At 68.4% G+C, this 19,112-nt stretch carries 12 protein-coding genes; 8 read left to right on the forward strand and 4 right to left on the reverse strand.

The window, feature by feature from the left end:
- Positions 1 to 604 precede the first annotated feature (604 nt).
- The 3 genes from IEQ11_RS23080 (at position 605) to IEQ11_RS23090 (ending at position 3,252) form a co-directional block, all read left to right on the forward strand.
- Positions 605 to 1,303: a response regulator gene (locus IEQ11_RS23080; RefSeq protein WP_036110248.1), complete on the forward strand. Its 699-nt coding sequence runs from the start codon at positions 605 to 607 to the stop codon at positions 1,301 to 1,303.
- A 4-nt stretch (positions 1,304 to 1,307) separates the two neighbouring features.
- Entirely contained in the window at positions 1,308 to 2,672 is a 1,365-nt protein-coding gene (locus IEQ11_RS23085; protein ID WP_191821077.1) for an ATP-binding protein, read from the forward strand.
- 88 nt (positions 2,673 to 2,760) lie between these two features.
- Positions 2,761 to 3,252: a hypothetical protein gene (locus IEQ11_RS23090; protein WP_153019132.1), complete on the forward strand. Its 492-nt coding sequence runs from the start codon at positions 2,761 to 2,763 to the stop codon at positions 3,250 to 3,252.
- 54 nt (positions 3,253 to 3,306) lie between these two features.
- Here IEQ11_RS23090 and IEQ11_RS23095 read toward each other — a convergent pair whose 3' ends face one another.
- A complete protein-coding gene (locus IEQ11_RS23095; protein ID WP_191821076.1) occupies positions 3,307 to 3,927 on the reverse strand; it encodes a TetR/AcrR family transcriptional regulator in 621 nt (206 codons plus the stop codon).
- 883 nt (positions 3,928 to 4,810) lie between these two features.
- Between IEQ11_RS23095 and IEQ11_RS23100 the strand changes: the two genes are divergently transcribed.
- The 3 genes from IEQ11_RS23100 (at position 4,811) to IEQ11_RS23110 (ending at position 11,866) form a co-directional block, all read left to right on the forward strand.
- A complete protein-coding gene (locus tag IEQ11_RS23100; protein WP_191821075.1) occupies positions 4,811 to 8,818 on the forward strand; it encodes a non-ribosomal peptide synthetase in 4,008 nt (1,335 codons plus the stop codon).
- Positions 8,819 to 8,828: 10 nt separating this feature from the next.
- Positions 8,829 to 10,244, forward strand: a complete 1,416-nt coding sequence (locus IEQ11_RS23105; RefSeq protein ID WP_200899863.1) for a glycosyltransferase — start codon at positions 8,829 to 8,831, stop codon at positions 10,242 to 10,244.
- Positions 10,245 to 10,594: 350 nt separating this feature from the next.
- Positions 10,595 to 11,866, forward strand: coding sequence for a patatin-like phospholipase family protein (locus IEQ11_RS23110; RefSeq protein WP_191823668.1), 1,272 nt, complete (start codon positions 10,595 to 10,597; stop codon positions 11,864 to 11,866).
- A gap of 162 nt (positions 11,867 to 12,028) precedes the next feature.
- Here the strand turns inward: IEQ11_RS23110 and IEQ11_RS23115 are convergent, their stop codons facing one another.
- Complete coding sequence (locus IEQ11_RS23115) at positions 12,029 to 13,702, reverse strand: phosphoethanolamine transferase (protein ID WP_191823667.1); 1,674 nt, start codon at positions 13,700 to 13,702, stop codon at positions 12,029 to 12,031.
- Entirely contained in the window at positions 13,699 to 14,511 is an 813-nt protein-coding gene (locus IEQ11_RS23120; protein ID WP_191823666.1) for a phosphatase PAP2 family protein, read from the reverse strand. The genes IEQ11_RS23115 and IEQ11_RS23120 overlap by 4 nt, the downstream gene beginning before the upstream one ends.
- A 382-nt stretch (positions 14,512 to 14,893) precedes the next feature.
- Here IEQ11_RS23120 and IEQ11_RS23125 point away from each other — a divergent pair, with 382 nt between their 5' ends.
- Together IEQ11_RS23125 and IEQ11_RS23130 are read left to right on the forward strand one after the other, a co-directional pair.
- The gene (locus IEQ11_RS23125; RefSeq protein WP_036110131.1) at positions 14,894 to 15,604 is read left to right on the forward strand and encodes a response regulator transcription factor; all 711 of its coding nucleotides are present in this window, start codon (positions 14,894 to 14,896) and stop codon (positions 15,602 to 15,604) included.
- On the forward strand, positions 15,588 to 16,910 hold the full coding sequence (locus tag IEQ11_RS23130; protein WP_191823665.1) for a sensor histidine kinase: 1,323 nt from the start codon (positions 15,588 to 15,590) through the stop codon (positions 16,908 to 16,910). The genes IEQ11_RS23125 and IEQ11_RS23130 overlap by 17 nt, the downstream gene beginning before the upstream one ends.
- Before the next feature lie 177 nt (positions 16,911 to 17,087).
- On the opposite strand, the gene IEQ11_RS23135 is transcribed toward IEQ11_RS23130, so the two are convergent.
- The gene (locus IEQ11_RS23135) at positions 17,088 to 19,088 is read right to left on the reverse strand and encodes an ADP-ribosylglycohydrolase family protein (protein ID WP_228465032.1); all 2,001 of its coding nucleotides are present in this window, start codon (positions 19,086 to 19,088) and stop codon (positions 17,088 to 17,090) included.
- Positions 19,089 to 19,112: the final 24 nt, after the last annotated feature.

Below are 19,112 nucleotides of genomic sequence, written 5' to 3' on the forward strand. Positions count from 1 at the left end.
GCACAACAAGCGCGGGCCAGAATTCTTCGCGAGCGGACACCGTCCGGTGCGCGGCCGTCGGGTCAAAGCCATCCGGAACGAATATCGCTCCACGCTCGCGGCGCATGCCTGATCGATGGTGGCGCCAGCTCCGTCCGCAAGCGCTCGAAAATAATCGCTCGGCAAGCCCGCGAACATCGGAATACGGATCTTTCCCGCGGCGCCCGCATGACGTTTGTCATCGATCGCCACTGCACCGCGTCCGATCGCCGGCATCCCGTCAATGCGCGCGTCACGCCGCATACAATGCGCGGGTCTCCACGCGCGCCGCGGACTCGCGCGTACGCTCGCGGACCAAGGCTTGCAACCTATCAGCCGCTCGCGGCATCACCACTATCAACGCCCCCGCCAGACCGATACTGGATGCCCCCATCGCCGCGTCACCGATACGATGGACAGTCGCCCGGCTCGTCCCCTCGACGCATCGTCCGCCGTCTGCGTTCGCGCGATCGTCGCTCCGCCCGCATGCCGAACGAGGGCGAGCTTCGCGCCGGCTGTGTTGGTTTGCTTCGCCCCGACCGACCGCAGCGGCCGGGACAACCCCGCCGGCCCGCATGAGGTGGCCATGAACAAAGTCCTGCTGATCGAGGACGACGCCCGTCTGGCCGGGTTGATCTCCGAATACCTGCAACGCTACGACTTTCAGACCCGCGTGGTGCTGCGCGGCGACCAGGCCTTGACCGCGATCGAGGCCGATCCGCCCGACGTGATCGTGCTCGACCTGATGTTGCCGGGCATGGACGGCTTCGATGTCTGCCGCCAGATCCGCAAGCAATCGGACCTGCCGATCGTGATGCTGACCGCGCGCGCGGATCTGTTCGATCAGGTGACCGGGCTGGAAGTCGGCGCCGACGATTACGTGCTCAAGCCGGTCGAGCCGCGCCTGCTGCTGGCGCGGCTGCGCGCGATCCTGCGCCGCAGCCAGGCGCAGCCGCAGAGCGCTGCGCCGTCGCTGTTGAGTTACGGCGGGCTGCAGATCGACATGAGCGCGCGCCAGGTGTATTGGCGCGGCGAGGAGATCGACCTGAAGACCGCCGACTACAACCTGTTCGTGATCCTGGCCCAGGCCGCCGGCCGCGTGCTCAGCCGCGACGAACTGCTGCGGCGCTGGCGCGGCATCGGCTTCGACGGGGTCGATCGCACCGTCGATGTCAGCATCTCGCGGCTGCGCCGGCATTTCGCCGACGATGCGCACGAGCCGCGCAAGATCAAGACGGTGTGGGGCCGCGGCTACTTGTTCAGCCCGATCGCCTGGGAGGACTGACCCCATGCTGCAGATGCTGGTGCGGCTGTACCTGACCGTGGCCGGGCTGCTGCTGTGCTCGTTCCTGTTGGTGCAGCAGGTGTTTCCGTATGTGTTCCCGGATCAGTACGGCGAATCGGCGCGGCAGGAATTCGTCGGCGAACTGGCCTTGCTGCGCGAGCGCCTGGCCGGCGCGAGCGGCGAGGAACTGCGCGCCCGCGTCGCCGCGCTCAACCGCGTCACCGCCGATCGCTATCGGCTGCTGCCGCTATCGCAGCAGAGCGCATTGTCGGCGCAGGTGCGCGACGACCTGCGCCGGTCCGATACCGCCAGCGATCACGGCAACAACGATCGCCACCACGTCTATCTGCGCCTGCGCGGCGGCGAGGTGATCCAGATCGGCTACGACGAAGGCGATTTCCCGATCCGCTACATCGCCTACTTCACCGTGTTCACCATGGTGCTGCTGGGGCTGATGATCTGGCTGCAGCCGCACTGGCGCGACCTGGAGCGCCTGCGCGACGCCGCCGCGCGTTTCGGCGACGGCGACCTGAGCGCGCGCGCGCGATTGCGCGGCGGCTCCTCGATCCGCCATCTGTGCATGTACTTCAACAACATGGCCGACCAGATCGGCCGGCTGATCCAGTCGCAGCGCGACATGGTCAATGCCGCCTCGCACGAGTTGCGCACGCCGATCATGCGGCTGGAGTTCGGCCTGGCGAATCTGGCCGACACCCTCGACGACCGGGTCGCGCGCGCCCGTGTGCATGCGCTGCGCTGCGACGTCGAGGAACTCGATCTGCTGGTCGGCGAACTGCTGACCCTGGGCATGATGGAACGCAACGGTCCGCTGCCGACCCTGGAGCATGTCGACCTGGGCGCGCTGTTGCGCGCGTCCACCGGGGTCTCGGCCGAGGAGCTGCGGATTCGCGCGACCACGATCGAATGGGCGATCGCGCCGGGTCTGGAGCAGATCGCGGTGGAGCCGCGCAGCCTCGGCCGCGCCTTCTCCAATCTGATGCGCAACGCGCTGCGCTATGCCGACAGCACGATCCGGGTCAGCGCCGAGGGCGACGGCGCGGGCTGGCGATTGATCGTCGAGGACGACGGCGTGGGCATTCCGGCCGAGGACCGACACCGGGTGTTCGAGCCGTTCTACCGCCTGGACCGCAGCCGCGACCGCGCCACCGGCGGCTTCGGCCTGGGCCTGAGCATCGTGCGCCAGGTGATCGAACGCCACGGCGGCGAGATCCAGGTCGACGGCTCGCCGCTGGGCGGCGCGCGTTTCGTCGCGCGCCTGCCGCGGCACCAGCCCGGCCCGTGGGCGGGCCGCAACCGCGGCGAGGGCGAGGAACTGGACGAGCTGGAGCACTCTTTCCACATTCAATGACCCTTTTTCGGCGCAAGCGGCGTTACTTGGTACGCAAGCTCCCTTTACCGCCCTACCGGCTTCCAGGAAGGAACCCCAAGGACATCTCATGCATATGGATATGAATGCGTTCCCCGACGCCTCTCGCCACGACGGCGGCGCCACCGAGTTGCTGTTCGACGACGTCGAGTCGCAGGTGCTGGACTTGGCCAATCAGGCGATCGGCTACCTGGCCAGCGAACAACCCCGCCAGGCCGCCCAGCACTGGGCACGCGCGATCGCGCTGGCCGACGCCGGCCTGCCCGGGGACGAAATCCGCTTCTGGTTGCGCAGCGGCGTCGCCGAGGCTTATTTCCAGTTGGGCAACGATGCGGCCTGCATCCATGCCGCGCGCGAGGCAAGGGCGTGGTGTCTGCAACAGCAGGCGCCGCTGGCGACTCTGCTGCTGGGCCAGGCCTTGCTGCGCAGCGGTCAGGTCGACGCGGCGCTGGACGCGCTGCGCGAGGCGCGCTCGCTGATCGGCGGCGATTTCTTCGAAGCGCTGGACCCGTCCTTGCGCGATACCATCGCCGAGCTGCTGGCGCAGACCCGCGCGGCCTGAGCGGCGCGGCGCCGCCTCAGCAGGGCCAACGAACGCGAAGACACGCGACGCGGTTCAAAACCGCGTCCACCACTGCACCGAGCGTTCGAAATAGCCGATCAAGGTCTGGCTGAGGCGTTGCCGGTCGGCCGGCTCGCCGCTGGCGATCACCCGGTCGACCGCGCTGTGCATCGCGGTGAAGAAGATCACCGCGGTCAGGCGCGGGTCCGGCGCGACCCACACCCGCGCGGCGATCCCGCCTTCGAGCAGCTCGACCAGCCGCTCGATCACCGGGTTTTCCTGCCAGGCTTGGCGATCGTGGCTGCGCTGGTCGTGAAAGACCACGTCGTGCAAGGCGACGTGATCCAGATAGCCGTCGACGCCGGTGCGCACGAAGGTGCGCAGGCGCGCGCTCCAGTCGCCCGGCGGGCAGCGCGCCATGGCCGCGTCGAGGTGCGCGCAGTAATCGCTAACGAAGCGATCCTGCAAGGCCTGCAGCAACCGCTCGCGGGTGGCGTAGTGCGCGCGCGCCGCGCGCGGCGGCAGGCCGGCGGCCGCGGCGATGTCGGCTAGGCCGACGCGCTCGACCCCGCGTTCGATGAACAAGCGCTCGGCAGCATCCATCAACGCGGTCGCGGCGGCAGGCGGCACGGGCGGCGGCGAAACGGCGAGCGCGGACGACCGGAGCGTCGTCATCGGGGGCACCTTTCAAATGAGAATGGTTCTCATCATAGCCGATTCACCGGCGCCGTGTGGCCGGTCCGGACCGGACCGAACCGGCATGTCCGGCGCGGACATCCGTGCTTCGCATCGCCGCGCGACAACGCTCCGATTTTCCCGTGGCGATAAATTTTCACCATTCCTCACCAGCGTTTGCGACGACGATCGATATTCGCATGAGACAAATCCATTCGCGCGCGAGAAAACCGATCGGCGTTCGCCGGAAACAAATCCGAAATCATCACAACCATTCCGTGAACTGCAACGTGCTTGCGAGCGCGCGAGAAAACACGCGGTTTTTCAGGGAAAAACGCGACGTCCGACGGGTCGTCCGGATTATTCGCGACACAGTCGATGGCTGTATAAAAAGCTTCACATATCCGTCTTGTGATCCGGCTCTCACCGCACGCTTCGTAAATACTCGACTTGTGATCCGGCTCTCACCGATCTCGATGGACACGGCCTGAGCGCTCGGGGATATTGATTCCGCAGGTGGCGAACGGCACTGCCGATATGCCACTTGCGAGTCACCGCTTTGGAAGCGAGCCGCTTTTTCGCACGCTGCGCTCTCGAAGATGCATCGCCTCCCAAGCACGCGCCACGCAGGACCGTCAGCACACCAATAAGAACTCAGGCCCCGCCGTTCGCGCGCAAGCGCGCTGGATGCAATACGGACAGGGTCATGCCCAGGCGCGCTGCGCCCAGGCCATGGCGGTATTTGAATCGCGACACATGGAGAGGGGGCCACTCGTAACAACGAGCTGGCCGCAGGCTCGCGCGCGTCGAACACACGTGCCGTCGGACAGCGTCCGCCGGCCGCCGGCGGCGTGCGGCCCCACGGTCGCTCAAAGGAAGCGCAATGAACGAACTCCATTCCCCCGGCCTGCCCCTGACCACCGCCCAGCGCGGCCTGTGGGTCGGGCACAAACTCGCTTCGGTCGAAGCCACGTTGAACATCGCCGAAGCGGTGGAGATCCACGGGCCGATCGAACCGGCCTTGTTCCTGCGCGCGCTGCGTCAATTCACTCAGGAGGCCGAGGCCACCCGGGTGCGCATCGTCGAGCAAGGCGGACTGCCTTATCAGATCGTGCGCGAGCACTACGAATTCGATTTCCCCTACTTCGACCTGAGCCAGGACGCCGACCCGCGCGCCGCGGCCGAGCGCTGGATGCAGGCGGAAATCGTCAAGCCGGTCGATCTGGTCCACGATCCGCTGTGGGTCGGCGCGCTGTTCAAATTCGCCGACGACCTGTTCTGCTGGTACCAGCGCGCGCACCACACCGTCTACGACGGCTTCAGCGGCGGCATGGCGGCCAAGCGCATCAACGAACTGTATTGCGCCTACCTCGAAGGCCGCGAGCCCGAGCCCAGCGACTACGGCACGGTGGCTTCGCTGGTCGAGGCCGAGGCCGGCTATCGCCAGTCCGAGCGCTGCCGCCGCGATCGCGAGTACTGGCTGGAACAACTCGCCGACCTGCCCGAAGCGGTGACGCTCGCGCGTCGGCGCGTGCGCAACAACGGCGGCCTGCGCCGGGTCAGCGGACACGTGCCGGAACATGCGCGCGAGCGTCTGTCGCAGATCGCGCGCGATTGTGGCGTCAGTCTGCCGCAGGTGCTGATCGCGCTGATCGCGGCCTATTACCACCGCGCCAGCGGCGCCAACGACCTGGTGTTCGGCATGCCGGTGACCGGTCGCGTCAATCACGCGCTGCGCAATACGCCCGGCATGGTCGCCAACGTGGTCGCGATCCGACTGGCGATGCGGCCGGACATGGGCATGAGCGAGCTGTTCGGACAGGTCTCGCGCGTGGTCAAGTCGGCGCTGCGCCATCAGCAGTACCGCTATGAGGATCTGCGTCGCGACCTGGGCCTGGTCAACACCGACCAGCACATGGCCTGGCTCGGCATCAACATCGAACCCTACGACTACGGCAGCTTCGGCGGTCATCGCGCCAGCGGCCGCAACCTGCACAACGGCACCGCCGAAGACCTGACCGTGTTCGTGTTCGACCGCCTCGACGGCAACGGCCTGAGCTTCGATTTCGACGCCAACCCGACCCTGTATCCGGCGGCCGAACTCGACGAACACCTGCGCCGGCTGATGCGGCTGATCGACGCGGTGCTGGAAAACCCCGACGCCACCCTCGGCGCGATCGACATCCTCGGCGCCGACGAGCGCGAACGCCTGCTGCTGGGCTGGAACGACACCGACGCGCCGTTGCCGGAAGCCACCGCGCTGGCGCAATTCCAGCAGCAGGCCGCGCGCACGCCCGACGCGATCGCGGTCATCAGCGGCGACACCAGCCTGAGCTATCGCGAACTCGACGAAGGCAGCACGCGCCTGGCCCAGCGCCTGATCGCGCGCGGCGTGCAGCCCGGCGCGATCGTCGCGATCGCGTTGCCGCGCGACGAAATCCTGATCGCCGCGTTGCTGGCGGTGTGGAAGGTCGGCGCGGCCTATCTGCCGCTGGATCCGGAAGCGCCGATCGAACGCATCGCCATGACCCTGGACGATGCCGCGCCGAGCCTGCTGCTGACCACGGCGAATTTCGCCGACGCCTTCGGCGCTCACGGCGTGCCCTTGCTGTTCGCGCACGAACAGGACGAACGCTACGACGCCGACGCGGCGGTGCCGCTGCCGCAGACCCACGCCGATGCCGACGCGTATCTGATCTACACCTCAGGCTCGACCGGACGGCCCAAGGGCGTGCGCGTGAGCCAGGGCAACCTGAGCAACTTCCTGCTCGCCACCCAGCGCCTGTTCGCGCCGACCTCGGCCGATCGTTTCCTGGCCCAGACCACGGTCGCGTTCGATATCGCCTGCTTCGAGCTGTTCCTGCCGCTCAGCGTCGGCGCGCGGATCGTGCTGACCACCGCCGAGGTGATCCGCAACCCGCTCGCGCTCGGCCGCCTGATCGGCGAACACGCGCTCAACTTCGTCCAGGCCACGCCGTCGTTGTGGCGCATGCTGCTGGCCAATCCCGATGTGCGCCTGGACGGCGTGCATGCGCTGTCGACCGGCGAAGCGCTGCCGCCGGAACTCGCCCAGCGCCTGATGGCCGCGGCCGCGCGGGTCACCAATCTGTACGGACCGACCGAAACCACGGTGTGGGCCAGCGCGATCGAACTGAGCGCGCACGACGTCGCCGACGGTGCCGCGCCGCCGATCGGCCGGCCGCTGTTGAACACCCGCGCTTACGTGCTCGATTCGCAGTGGCAGCCGGTGCCGACCGGGAGCGTCGGCGAGTTGTACATCGGCGGCGCCTGCGTGGCCCAGGGCTATCTCAACCGAGACGATCTGACCGCCGAGCGCTTCCTCGACGATCCGTTCGCCGGCGACGGCGCGCGCATGTACCGCACCGGCGACCTGGCGCGCTGGCGCGACGACGGGGTGATCGAATACCTCGGACGCGCCGACCAGCAGGTCAAGATCCGCGGGCATCGGGTCGAACTGGGCGAGATCGAAACCCTGCTCGGCGCCGACGACAGCGTCGCGCAAGCGGCGGTCGCGCTGCACACCGACGCGGCCGGTCACGCCTTGCTCGCCGCGTACGTGGTGCCGGCGCCCGGCGCGCGGCTCGACAGCGACGCGCTGCGCCGCCGCCTGGCGCTGAAACTGCCCGACTACATGGTGCCCAGCGTGTACAGCGAACTGGCCGCGCTGCCGCTGAGCGCGAGCGGCAAGCTCGACCGCAAGGCGCTGGCGCCGCCCGAACGCAGCCGCAGCGCGCGCTACGTGGCGCCGCGCAGCGAAACCGAGCACAAGCTCGCGCTGATCTGGCAGCAGATCTTCGGCCTGGAGCAGATCGGCATCCACGACAACTTCTTCGAACTCGGCGGCGATTCGCTCAGCGCCGCCGAACTGGTCGCGGCATTCCCGCGCCACTTCGGCAGCGAGCTGTCGCTGGGCGCCTTGTTCGAAGGCTCCACCATCGCCGGACTGGCCGCGCATCTGGAACGCAACGGCGGCGAGAACGATCCGCTTGCCGGGCTGCTGTCGCTGCGTCCGTCCGAGCGCGACCGGCCGCTGTTCTGCATCCACCCGGTCACCGGCTTCAGTTGGTCCTACGCCGGCATGCTGCGCCACCTCGACGACATGCCGGTGTATGCCTTGCAGTCGCGCGGCCTGCGCGGCGGCGGCGCGCTGCCCGGCAGCATCGAGGAAATCGCCGCCGACTACATCGCGCAGATGCGCAAGGTGCAGCCGTACGGGCCGTACCGCCTGCTCGGCTGGTCGCTGGGCGGCCTGATCGGCCACGCCATCGCCGCGCAGTTGCAGGCCAACGGCGAACGGGTCGAGCTGCTGGCGATGATGGATTCGTATCCCTTCGTCGCCGACAACGCCGATGCCAGCGAGGCGCAGCAGGCGCTGGCCGTGCTCAAGTTCCTCGGCTTCCACCAGCGCGCGCGCGAAAACCCGCCGCAGGACATGCGCGGCCTGGCCGATCTGCTGTGTCAGGAATACGAGGTGTTCTCGATTCCGTTGGTGCAGGAAATCATGAAGGCCGATACGCGCCTGATCGAGAACGTCGCCGCGGTGACCCGCAACAACCTGATGCTGGCGCGGCGCTACCGGCCCACCGCGATCGACGCCGACGTGGTGTTCTTCAACGCGCGGCTGAAGGAACACGTCGACCTCGACGGCCTGCTGCACTACCACCCCAAGGCCTGGCAGCCCTTCGTCGGTGGACGCATCGACGTGCACGACATCGACTGCCATCACCAGAGCATGCTCGAGCCGCGCGCCGCCGCGCAGATCGCGCGCCTGTTGCGCGAGCGCCTGCAACCGCCGCAGGCCGAGCCGCAACGCCTGGAATCGCCCTTGCCGGCGGCCGCCGCGCCGCGCGCCATCGCCGCCTACTCGTAAGGAGACGCACGTGTCCGCACCGACCTTAGCCCTGCCCGCCGCCGGCCCGGCCGCCAACGACCACAGCGTCGACGGCCCGGTCCAGCCCGGCGCGATCGTGATCTTCACCGTCGGCACCCAGGGCGACGCGCGCCCGTGCATCGGCCTGGGCCAGGCGCTGCATCGCGCTGGTTATCCGGTGCGCATCGTCACCAGCGACAACTTCGCGCCGCTGGTGCGCGAGGCCGGGCTGGAGTTCTGCGCGATCAGCGCCGATTTCAGCGATCTGCTGACCAACAACCCCGAGACCGTCGACAAGGCGCTCAATCCCTGGTTCCTGGTCAAGCACACGCGGGCGAAATTCGCCGAGTGGGCGGCGACCTGGGCCAAGGAAGCGCGACCGGCCTGCCAGGGCGCGGCGCTGCTGATCGGCACCGGCATCGTCACCCAGCTCGCCAAGGCGCTGGGCGAGGCCGAGAACGTGCCGTTCCTGCAAGCGCATCTGCAGCCGTTCACGCCGTCGCGCAAACTCTCGCCGCTGTCGTTCTGGTCCAAGCGCGAGTTTCCCGGCTGGGCCAACATGGCGTTGTTCTCGGTGATGAAGCTGCTGGCCTGGTACACGCTCAAGCCGGCGGTCAACGGCGCGATCCGTCCGCAGCTCAAGCTGCCGCTGTATCCGTGGTACGGCCCGTACTTCGACAAGGACCCCGAGCGCATGCGGGTGTTGTACGGCTACAGCCGGCACATCCTGCCGCGGCCCGACGACTGGCCCGAACAGGTCTGCGTCACCGGCAGCTGGTTCCTCGATCAGGCCGGTGAGTGGCAACCGCCGCAGTCGCTGACCGACTTCCTGGCCGAAGGCGAGAAACCCATCTACATCGGATTCGGCAGCATGCTGGCCAACAACGCCGAAGCCTTCACCGACATCGTGGTCGACGCGGTGCGCCTGAGCGGCCGTCGCGCGGTGCTGGCGACCGGCTGGGGCGGTCTACGTCGCGAGCCGGGACGCATGGACGATCAGATCTACGTAATCGAAGCCGCGCCGCACGACTGGCTGTTCCCGCGCATGGCGATGGCGATGCATCACGGCGGCGCCGGCACCACGGTGGCGGCCGCGCGCGCCGGCATTCCGTCGGTGTTCGTGCCGTTCTTCGGCGACCAACCGTTCTGGGCGCGACGCATGAACGAATTGGGCGTGGCGCCGCCGGCGCTGGACCGGCGCATCGTCGACGCCGCGCAGATGGCGCAGGCGATCGCGCAGGCGCTGGAGCCGCAGCGCATCGAAGCGGCGCACGTACTGGGCGAAAAAATCCGCGCCGAAAACGGCAACGCGACCGCGGTGCGAACCTTAGGGGAGTGGGGCCTGCTGCCGCCGTTGCGCGGCGGCCACGAGGCGGCGACGCCGGCAACCGCGCCAACCAGCGAACCGCTGGTGCAGGTGGCCTGAGCGACCGCGCCGGCCCGGGCGCGAGCGCTGCGGCCTCTGTCTTGCGCGACACAGGCCGCAGCGCGGCGAGTACATCGTCTTGCCCGTCATATCCCCTGTAGGAGCGGCGCAAGCCGCGACCGCGAAACCAGGCTGACGACGCCGCTTCATTGGCGCGGTCGCGGCTCACGCCGCTCCTACATCAGCACCGAGCCTCTCCCACAACCGAAGAAGCCATCAAAGCCCCTCTCCCGCTTGCGGGAGAGGGGTTGGGGTGAGGGCTCAATCGCAGCGTAAGCGACACCCCTGTCGGACAATAACCGGCTGCCAGCGCGGTCCCCCACCGCGCCGCAAACCGTGAGGCGTCCGCGATGAAAAGCACCGATGTCGAACTCGAACGTCTGCGCATCCGCCGCGAAGCGCTGCGCGCCGAACTGGCCGCCGACACCAGTCGCGCGACCGAACGCGCAGGACGCGCGCTATGCCTGTCCGGCGGCGGCTACCGCGCCGCGCTGTTCCACCTGGGCTCGCTGCTGCGGCTGCACGAAACCGGCCTGCTCGCCGGCACCACGTTATTCAGCTCGGTCTCCGGCGGCAGCATCGTCTCGGCCTGGCTGGCCTGCCGTTACCTCGACACGCGCACGTCCAGCGACGAATCCTTCGCCGCCTGGAGCGACCGCATCGATTTCCGCGCGAGCGTGGTCGAACCGTTCCGCGCCGTGGCCGCGCGCGACCTGCGCACCTGGCCGGTGCTGGCCACCCTCGCCCACAACTGGCTCGCGCCCTGGCACCGCATCGCCCTGCTCGAACGCGGCTACATCCGCGCGCTCGGCGAACGCACGCTCGACGATCTGCCCGAAGCGCCGGCATTCGTGTTCTGCGCGACCGACCTGACCTTCGGCGTGAACTGGGAATTCTCGCGCCGCCGGGTCGGCGACTACCTCGCCGGCTATTTGCGCGACGGCGCTCAGCGCACGCGCTTGAGCGCCGCGGTCGCGGCCTCGTCGTCGTTCCCGCCGGTATTCGGCCCGGTGCGCTTCGAAGCCGCGCCCGGCGACTATCAGCGCGGCAATTACCAAGGCGACGATGCGCCGCTGTTGCGCTCGCGGATCGAACTCAGCGACGGCGGCGTCTACGACAACCTGGCCACCGAACCGAGTCTGCGCCGCTACCGCGAAGTGCTGGTGTCCGACGCGGGCGGGCCGTTCGTGTTCGAAAGCAAGCGCTGGTGGCTGCAAAAGCTGATGCGCTACACCCAGGTGATGAGCAACCAGGCCGAAGCGCTGCGCAAGCGCCTGTTCTTCGGCCAGGCCGGCAGCGGCGCGATGATCGGCGCGTACTGGGGCCTGACCGGCGACCGCGACGAAGGCGCCGATGGTTACAGCCCGGCGCTGGTGCGCGAGGTGATCGGACGAATCCGCACCGACCTCGACCGCTTCCTCGATCCGGAGTTCGAGGTGCTGGTCAACCACGGCTATTTCGCCTGCGTCGACGCGTTGTGGCGGCAGGACGACTGGATCTCGCCGAACACGCAGGCCGCGACCTGGCCGTACCCGCAGCGCGCCAACGAGAACGAGGTGCGCCGCTGGCTGCGTTACAGCCATCGGCGCGTACTGCATCGGCGCTGGTGGGGCGCGAGTTGAATCGAGCCCGATTGCGGCGACGGCGTGCCGCAGCCCGAAGCCTGCGATGAGAAAGAGCTTAGGCCCCGACGCTTTGTTTCAGATCGCGCCGCGTCGGGCCACAGCCGTTACACCGCCCACGCAAACGGCCTTCGCGCCGCGGCGAATATCGGCGGCGAACGATCAGCCCTGCGCCGTCGCGCCCCGCTGACACGGCGCGAACAGGTCCTTGCGCTTCTCATACACCCGGGTGTTGACCTGCATCAGGCCCAGCACCGAGTGGAACAGGTTGTCCTGGCTCGCCGGCCTGGCCGCTTCGTCGCGCAGGCAGCGCAGGTCCAGGCCGCGCGCGGCGCTGAAGCCCGGCGAGAACCACATCACCATCGGCACCCGGGTCTGGGTCTTGGGCGCGATCGCGTACGGCACGCCGTGCAGGTACAGACCGTTCTCGCCCAGCGACTCGCCGTGATCGGACAGATAAATCATCGCGGTGTCGCGCGAGCTGTCCTGGGCCAGGTAACGGATCGTGCGCGCCAGGAATTCGTCGGTGGCCAGCACCGCGTTGTCGTAGGCGTTGACGATCTGCTGCTGGCTGCACTGGCCCAGCTCGCTGGTTTCGCAGGTCGGGGTGTAACGGCGCAGGCGCTGCGGATAGCGCAGGTAATAGCTCGGCCCATGGTTGCCGAGCTGGTGCAGGATCACCACCGCGTCGCCGGGCTTGGCGTCGATGCGCTCGCGCAGGCCTTGCAGCATGACTTCGTCGAAACAGCCTTCGGCGGTGCAGAACTTGGGATCGGTGCCGTGTTCGAACGACTCGAACGCCAGGTCCTTGCACACGTTCTTGCAGCCGGTCTGGTTGTCGCGCCACAGAGTATGTATGCCGGCGTACTCGAGCACGTTGAGCAACGACTCCGAGCCCTGGATGCGGTCCTTGTTGTAATTCTCGCGGCCGTACGGCGAGAACATGCACGGCACCGACACCTCGGTGCTGCTGCCGCACGCGGTCATGTCGGGGAAATTGATCGGCGCGATCCGCGCCAGTTCCGGCGTGGTCTGGCGCGCGTAACCGTTCAAGCCCCAGTTCTGCGCGCGCACGGTTTCGCCGACCACGATCACCAGCAGGCGCGGCTTGCTGCCCGCCGGCCGCGCGGCCACGCGCGCATCGGTGCCGATCGGCGTGCGGCCGCGCACGCGCGAGGCCGAGTCGTCCAGCGCCACGCGAGTCAGCGAGACCAGATAATTCGCCGGCGTGACCAGATGACGGACTTCCTTGTGATTGCGCAGCAGCGAGGACACGTCCTGGTACGAACCCAGCAAGGCCAGCCCGGCGATCACCAGCGAGGCGAGCAGCAAGCCCACCCGGATCAGCAGCGCGCGGCCCAGCGCGCGGGTCTTCAGCCGCACCCGCCACAGCAGCGACGCCGGCAGCAGTCCGTACAGCAGCACCGAAAACAGCATGCCGCCGGTGATCAGCTCGCGCGATTCCTTGGTGTCGGACTGCAGCACGTTGCGGATCATGCCGGTGTCCATGTAGACGCCGTAGTGGCTCATGAAATACGCGGCGCCCGCGCTGACCAGCAGCAACACCGTCAGCAATGGCTTCAGCGTCCATCGATTGAGCAATATGCCCAGCAGCAGGAAGGTGATCGCCACCACCGCCACGAACACGCAGACCGCGACCCAGGCGCCGTGCATGCCGCTAAGTACGCCGGCCGCCGCGGTCGCGCGCCAGAACGCGCTGTTGGCGCATAGCGCGAAGTAGACGCTGGCCATCAGCACCACCGCGTCGACGCCGAATTCGGGCCGATACGAGAACCAGGCCGGCCAACGCAGCTGGGTGCGTGCAATGACGTTCATCGCGCGGCGCCTCCCAGCAGCGGCAGCGCATCGCGCACGGCCATCGGCGCCTCGCGCCGGGCCATCGCCAGATACAGCGCGAGCGCGACGAACCAGCTGATCGCCAGCGTCCACACGTCGTGCGAAAGAAAATGCGCGCCGCGCAACTGCTGGGCGAAGCCGAACAACAAGCCGGTCCCCAGACCGATCGCGAGCCCGGCCCAGCGCAGGCGCGGCCGCAGCATCAGGAAGAAGAAGTACAAGGCGACCCAGGCATAGCCCGCGCTGGCGTGGCCGGCGGGGAAGCACACGCCGCGCGCGAGCGCGGCCGGTCGCGCATCGAACAAGCCGAAGAACGCGCGGTCGCCGCCGTAGCGGCTCAGGTCCCAGGGGCAGTCCATGTTGGTCAGCGACTTGAGCCCCGACGCCAGCACGATCGCGATCAGGGTCGACAGCAGCAGATAGGCCAGCGGCCGGCGCCAGTGCGCCAGCGCCGGACGGCCGCGGGCGAACAGCCACAGCGCGAACACGCCGATCCACGCGGCGGTGCTGGCGTCGCGGCCGAAGCGGTGGATCACGTGCTCGGTCAGGAATGCGTTCTGCAGGCTCCAGTGCCCGCCCTGCCAGGCGTACAACCGATCGGCGAGCCAGAAGTCGCCGCCCAGGCCCATGCTCAGCAGCGACAGCGCCAGCCACGCCAGCAGCGGCCACAGCGCATGCCGCCGCAGGAACACCCGGGACGACCACCCGTACGACAGCCGCGGCGCGAAGCCGGGCAAGGCGGGCGAAGTGGCCACCGTCGGGCGGGGCCAGGAAGCGGAACGGTTCATCGACGGCAGCGGGCTCGAAGGCGATCAGGGAACCGGTGCAACACATGGACGTCGTGGAACCGGATGCGGCGATGATCGAAACGGCGCTGTCGGAGAGCGGTCGGAGCGGGGTTGCGGCTTCGTTAAAAGCACTCGGCGCGCGTAAATCGTGTGGCTGATCGTTCAGCCTTGGGCGCCGATCGGACCCGCCTGGCTGAATCTCCGCCAGATTCCGACAAGGCTCCGACGCTCGCGCCCGCAAGCTGGCGGTTTGGTTCCATGCCGTCGTCGGCGCGGACCATCGCCGGACCCGATCCGGACTGTTCCGATGGGGGAACCCCAGCGGCCCCGCGGATGGGGCACTATCGCAATCGCCGCTCCCGCGGCATGGAGAACTCGGCGCATGCGCCTGTTGGTGGTGGAAGACAACCGCAGCCTGGTCGCCAACCTCTTCGATTATTTCGAAGCGCGCGGCTACACCCTCGACGCCGCGCCCGACGGCCCGACCGGCCTGCACCTGGCGGTGACCCAGCGTTACGACGCGATCGTGCTGGACTGGATGCTGCCGCGCCTGGACGGGCGCGAAGTGCTGCGCAGTCTGCGCGAGGAAGCCGGTTCGGACGTGCCGGTGCTGATGTTGACCGCGCGCGACGAACTGCCCGACAAGATCGCCGGTTTCCGCGCCGGCGCCGACGACTACCTGACCAAGCCCTTCGCCCTGCCCGAACTGGAAGTGCGGCTGGAAGCGCTGGCCGCGCGCGCCGCCGGCCGCGGCCGCAGCCGGGTGCTGCAGGTCGCCGACCTCAAGCTCGACCTGACCACGCTGGAAGTCAGCCGCGGCGGCCGCGCCCTGCACCTGTACCCGGCCTGCCGCAAGTTGCTGGAAGTGCTGCTGCAGTCCAGCCCCGGCGCGGTCACCCGCGAACGCCTGGAACAGGCCTTGTGGGGCGACAGCCCGCCCGACGGCGACATGCTGCGCTCGCATATCTACGAATTGCGCCGCGCGGTCGACGGCCCTTATCCGATCAAGCTGATCCAGACTTTGCCGCGCGTGGGCTACCGGCTCGCGATCCCGCCGGCCGCGGACCCCGCGAGCGATGACGACGCCGGCTGATCCCATACCGAACGGCTCCGCGACCGCCACGCCGACCGCGCGCAACGCGCGCTCGAGCCTGCGCAATCGCATCCTGCTGGGCCTGTTCGGCTACACCGCGCTGCTGTCGATCGCGGTGGTCGTGCAGGGCGTGATCGTCAACGAACACGCCGAGCATCTGGTCTGGACCTCGCTGATGGACACCGAGCTCGACCATTTCGTCGAGCGCAGCCGCCTGGATCCGGATTACCGCTGGACCGACACCCAGGCGCTGAACCTGTACGACGACGCCACCCGGCCGCCGCCGCCCGAGCTGCGTTCGCTGGAACCGGGCGTCCACGACGAGATCGTGGTCCACGGCACCGAGTATGTCGCGCTGGTGCGCGACGTCGACGGCCGCCGCCTGACCCTGGCGCTCGACATCGACGACATGGAGCACCGCGAGTTCGATCTCGCCCTGACCATCGCCGGCTCGGCGATCACCACCTTGCTGCTGCTGTGCGCGGTGATCGGCTGGGGCGTGCATCGGCTGGTGCGGCCGCTGAGCAACATGGCCCGGCGCATCGGCACCTTGCAGCCCGATCGCGCCGGCCAACGCATCGACGTGCCCGAGTCGGCGAGCTCGGAACTGGTCGTGATCGCCGACGCGGTCAACGATTACGTCGAGCGCCACGACCGCTTCGTCGCGCGCGAACGCGCCTTCATCGACAGCGCCAGCCACGAACTGCGCACGCCGATCGCGGTGATCGCCGGCTCGACCGAAATCGCGCTCGACCAGCCCGACCTGTCGCCGGCCACGCGCAACCAGCTCGGCCGCATCCATCGCACCGCGCGCGATGTCGAGCAACTGATTTCGCTGCTGCTGGTGCTGGCCAAGGACCCCAAGCGCCTGACCGCGAGCAGCGACCGCTTTTCGCTGGATCAGCTGCTGCCGGAAATCATCGAGGACCATCGCCATCTGACCCGCGACAAGGACCTGACCGTGACGCTGGCGCCGATCAGCCCGTGCGAAATCGTCGCGCCGCTGCCGATCGTGCAGGCCGCGATCGGCAACCTGCTGCGCAATGCGATCGAGAACAGCGACCGCGGCGAGATCACCGTGCGGCTGGAACCCGAAGCCACCGTGGTAATCGAAGACCCGGGCCACGGCATGACCCCGGAGGAAATCAGCGAGATCTACACCCGGGTCGCGCGCGGCGGCCGCGAAGGCGGCGGCATCGGCCTGGACCTGATCTCGCGCCTGTGCGAACACCTGGGCTGGAACCTGCGCTTCGACAAGGCCGAGCGCGGAACGCGCACGACGCTGGTGCTGCGCGGCGGTCAGTGAGGCTTATGGGTTCGCGGTAATCCGGGAACAAGCGTCCGGGCTGAAGTCGCTGCCACAACCACCGCTTCGCATGCTGCCGACGCGAATGTCGGAAGGGCTGCGTGGAGTCTCAGCGAACGCCCGACCTTTCCCGCGAGAGCGGCTTGCGCGCCGACGCCACGCGCCCGGATCGCCGCCTCACTCGCCGCCGTGCTGCAACGCAGGCAACGCGCCCTCGCCCGCCTTGACCTGCCGATACGCCCGCTCCACCGCCTGCGCGCCGTACTTGCGCTCCAACCGCTTGACGATGAAATGCCCGCGCGCCATGTCCTGGTAGTGATTGGTGAACAACACATTCATCGTCGCCGCGGTCGCCGCGCCGATCACCGGCACCAGCTGCGCGGCGGTCTTTTCGGTGATGATCACGCCGAAGCGCGTGGCCACCGCGTCGATCAGCTTGGCCATCCACGCCGCGCCCTGTTTCTTGGCATAAGCATGGGTGACCTGTTCCGCGCCGCGATGCCCGGCCAGATGCACCAGCTCGCGCGTGGCGTTCTTGGTCAACTCCGACAACACGCCGCGCGAGGCGTAATAGCCCGACTCCGACGCATCGTCGTCCTTGCTGTTGCCGCCGAACGCGAACACCTCCACGCACGCCGCCTGCACCCACGGCTCGGACACCGAAAAACCTTCGCTGCGGGCGATGTCGGCGACCGAACGCATCATGATCACGGTGGTGACCGGCAGCTCCAGGGTCAATCCGAGCGCGCCGAACATCCCGCCGGCCACGCCCGACGCCGCCGCGGCGAGTTTGTGGGTCTTGGTCGACGACCCCTTGTTCGGCACGTCCTTGACCGTCCACAACGCCGCCGAGGCCGCCTTGTGCAAGGCCGCGTGCACGGTCTTCTGAATGCCGCGGTGCGCGAACTTCGGCAGCTTGGACATGCCGAATTCGATCGGCGCCCCGGCCAGCGCGGCCATGCGCGCGGTCAGCGACGGGGTTTCCAGCAGCGCGACCGCGCGCTTGAGATCGGATGCGTCGCGCGCATCGTCGAAGAGATTCGTTCCCTGCTCGGTCGTATCGCTCTGGGTCATATCGCTTCGCTCGCTCCTGCCGCACGATGCCGCGGCCGGACGGCCTGGGCCTGTGAAACATAGGGACGATGCACGAGTACGGCAAGGTCGGCGTCGGCGCTCGCTCGATAGCCGTCGAGGCGAAACGCGGTCGGCCGGTGGCCGCGGCTTATTCCTGCCCCACCCTCGCCAGCAGCCGATCCAGCAAGGGCCGGTACAACCCACCGCCGCGCAAACCGGTGCCCAACGTTCGGGTATCGCCGCGATACCCTCGCGCAAACCGGCCACCCCACCGGCGATGCAGGCCGTCGTGTCGGTATCGCGCCCCAGGCCGATGGCGGCCCGCACCACTTGCTCGTAGGTCGGCAGCGACGATGCCCAGAGCGCCGAACGCAAGCTGTCGACCACATAGCCCGAACCTTGGCCGATGGCCGGTTCGTCCGGCCGCAACGACCACTCCAACTCTTCCAGCGCCTGAGCGTCATCGACCCATAGCGCGCGCAGGGTCGTCACCGCATCGCGCCACGGATCGTCCGCGGCCTGCAATATCCGCCGGGCCCACAGGCAATACAGCGCGCAACACACCTGCGAGCGCATATGCCCGTGGGTGACGCACGACTGCAGTCGCGCATCGCCCACCAGCTCGGCATCGCTACCTTGATGCCACAGCGCCAGAGGCAGCGAGCGCATCAACGCGCCGTTGCCATGGCTGCTGTGCTCGCCATCGCGGTGTCCGGCGGCCAACGGCGACGCGCCGGCACGCAGTGCGAGCAAGGCGCGGCCGGTTGCCACGCCGACATCGAACACCACGCCATCCACGGCCAGATGCCCGTCGTCGTACCAGCGCACCAGACGCCGCGCAAAATCGTCGAGATCCAGACGATCGCATTCGAGTAGCGATTCGAGCAGGCAAAGCGCCTGCGCGCCGTCGTCCGACCATGTGCCCGGTTGAACCGACTTGTGCGAACGGTCGAATCCAGGCGGCGGCGTGTACTCGATATCGCCGGCAGGCGGAATCTCCCGAGGCGGATGGAATTCGTAAGGCACGCCCAGCGCGTCGCCCACCAGCAGGCCGACCAGGCCGCCGGCGATACGATCCCGTCTATCGAGTTGTGCCGATTTCATCCGCTGCGCCCTTGTTCCGATCGA

This window comes from Lysobacter capsici (assembly GCF_014779555.2).
GTDB classification, from domain to species: domain Bacteria; phylum Pseudomonadota; class Gammaproteobacteria; order Xanthomonadales; family Xanthomonadaceae; genus Lysobacter; species Lysobacter capsici.

Coding starts and splice junctions, on each gene's coding strand:
- IEQ11_RS23130 (WP_191823665.1), top strand. CDS start 15,588: ATGACGACGCCGGCTGATCCCATACCGAACGGCTCCGCGACCGCCACG.
- IEQ11_RS23135 (WP_228465032.1), bottom strand. CDS start 19,088: ATGAAATCGGCACAACTCGATAGACGGGATCGTATCGCCGGCGGCCTG.
- IEQ11_RS23080 (WP_036110248.1), top strand. CDS start 605: ATGAACAAAGTCCTGCTGATCGAGGACGACGCCCGTCTGGCCGGGTTG.
- IEQ11_RS23120 (WP_191823666.1), bottom strand. CDS start 14,511: ATGAACCGTTCCGCTTCCTGGCCCCGCCCGACGGTGGCCACTTCGCCC.
- IEQ11_RS23100 (WP_191821075.1), top strand. CDS start 4,811: ATGAACGAACTCCATTCCCCCGGCCTGCCCCTGACCACCGCCCAGCGC.
- IEQ11_RS23085 (WP_191821077.1), top strand. CDS start 1,308: ATGCTGCAGATGCTGGTGCGGCTGTACCTGACCGTGGCCGGGCTGCTG.
- IEQ11_RS23090 (WP_153019132.1), top strand. CDS start 2,761: ATGCATATGGATATGAATGCGTTCCCCGACGCCTCTCGCCACGACGGC.
- IEQ11_RS23110 (WP_191823668.1), top strand. CDS start 10,595: ATGAAAAGCACCGATGTCGAACTCGAACGTCTGCGCATCCGCCGCGAA.
- IEQ11_RS23115 (WP_191823667.1), bottom strand. CDS start 13,702: ATGAACGTCATTGCACGCACCCAGCTGCGTTGGCCGGCCTGGTTCTCG.
- IEQ11_RS23095 (WP_191821076.1), bottom strand. CDS start 3,927: ATGACGACGCTCCGGTCGTCCGCGCTCGCCGTTTCGCCGCCGCCCGTG.
- IEQ11_RS23125 (WP_036110131.1), top strand. CDS start 14,894: ATGCGCCTGTTGGTGGTGGAAGACAACCGCAGCCTGGTCGCCAACCTC.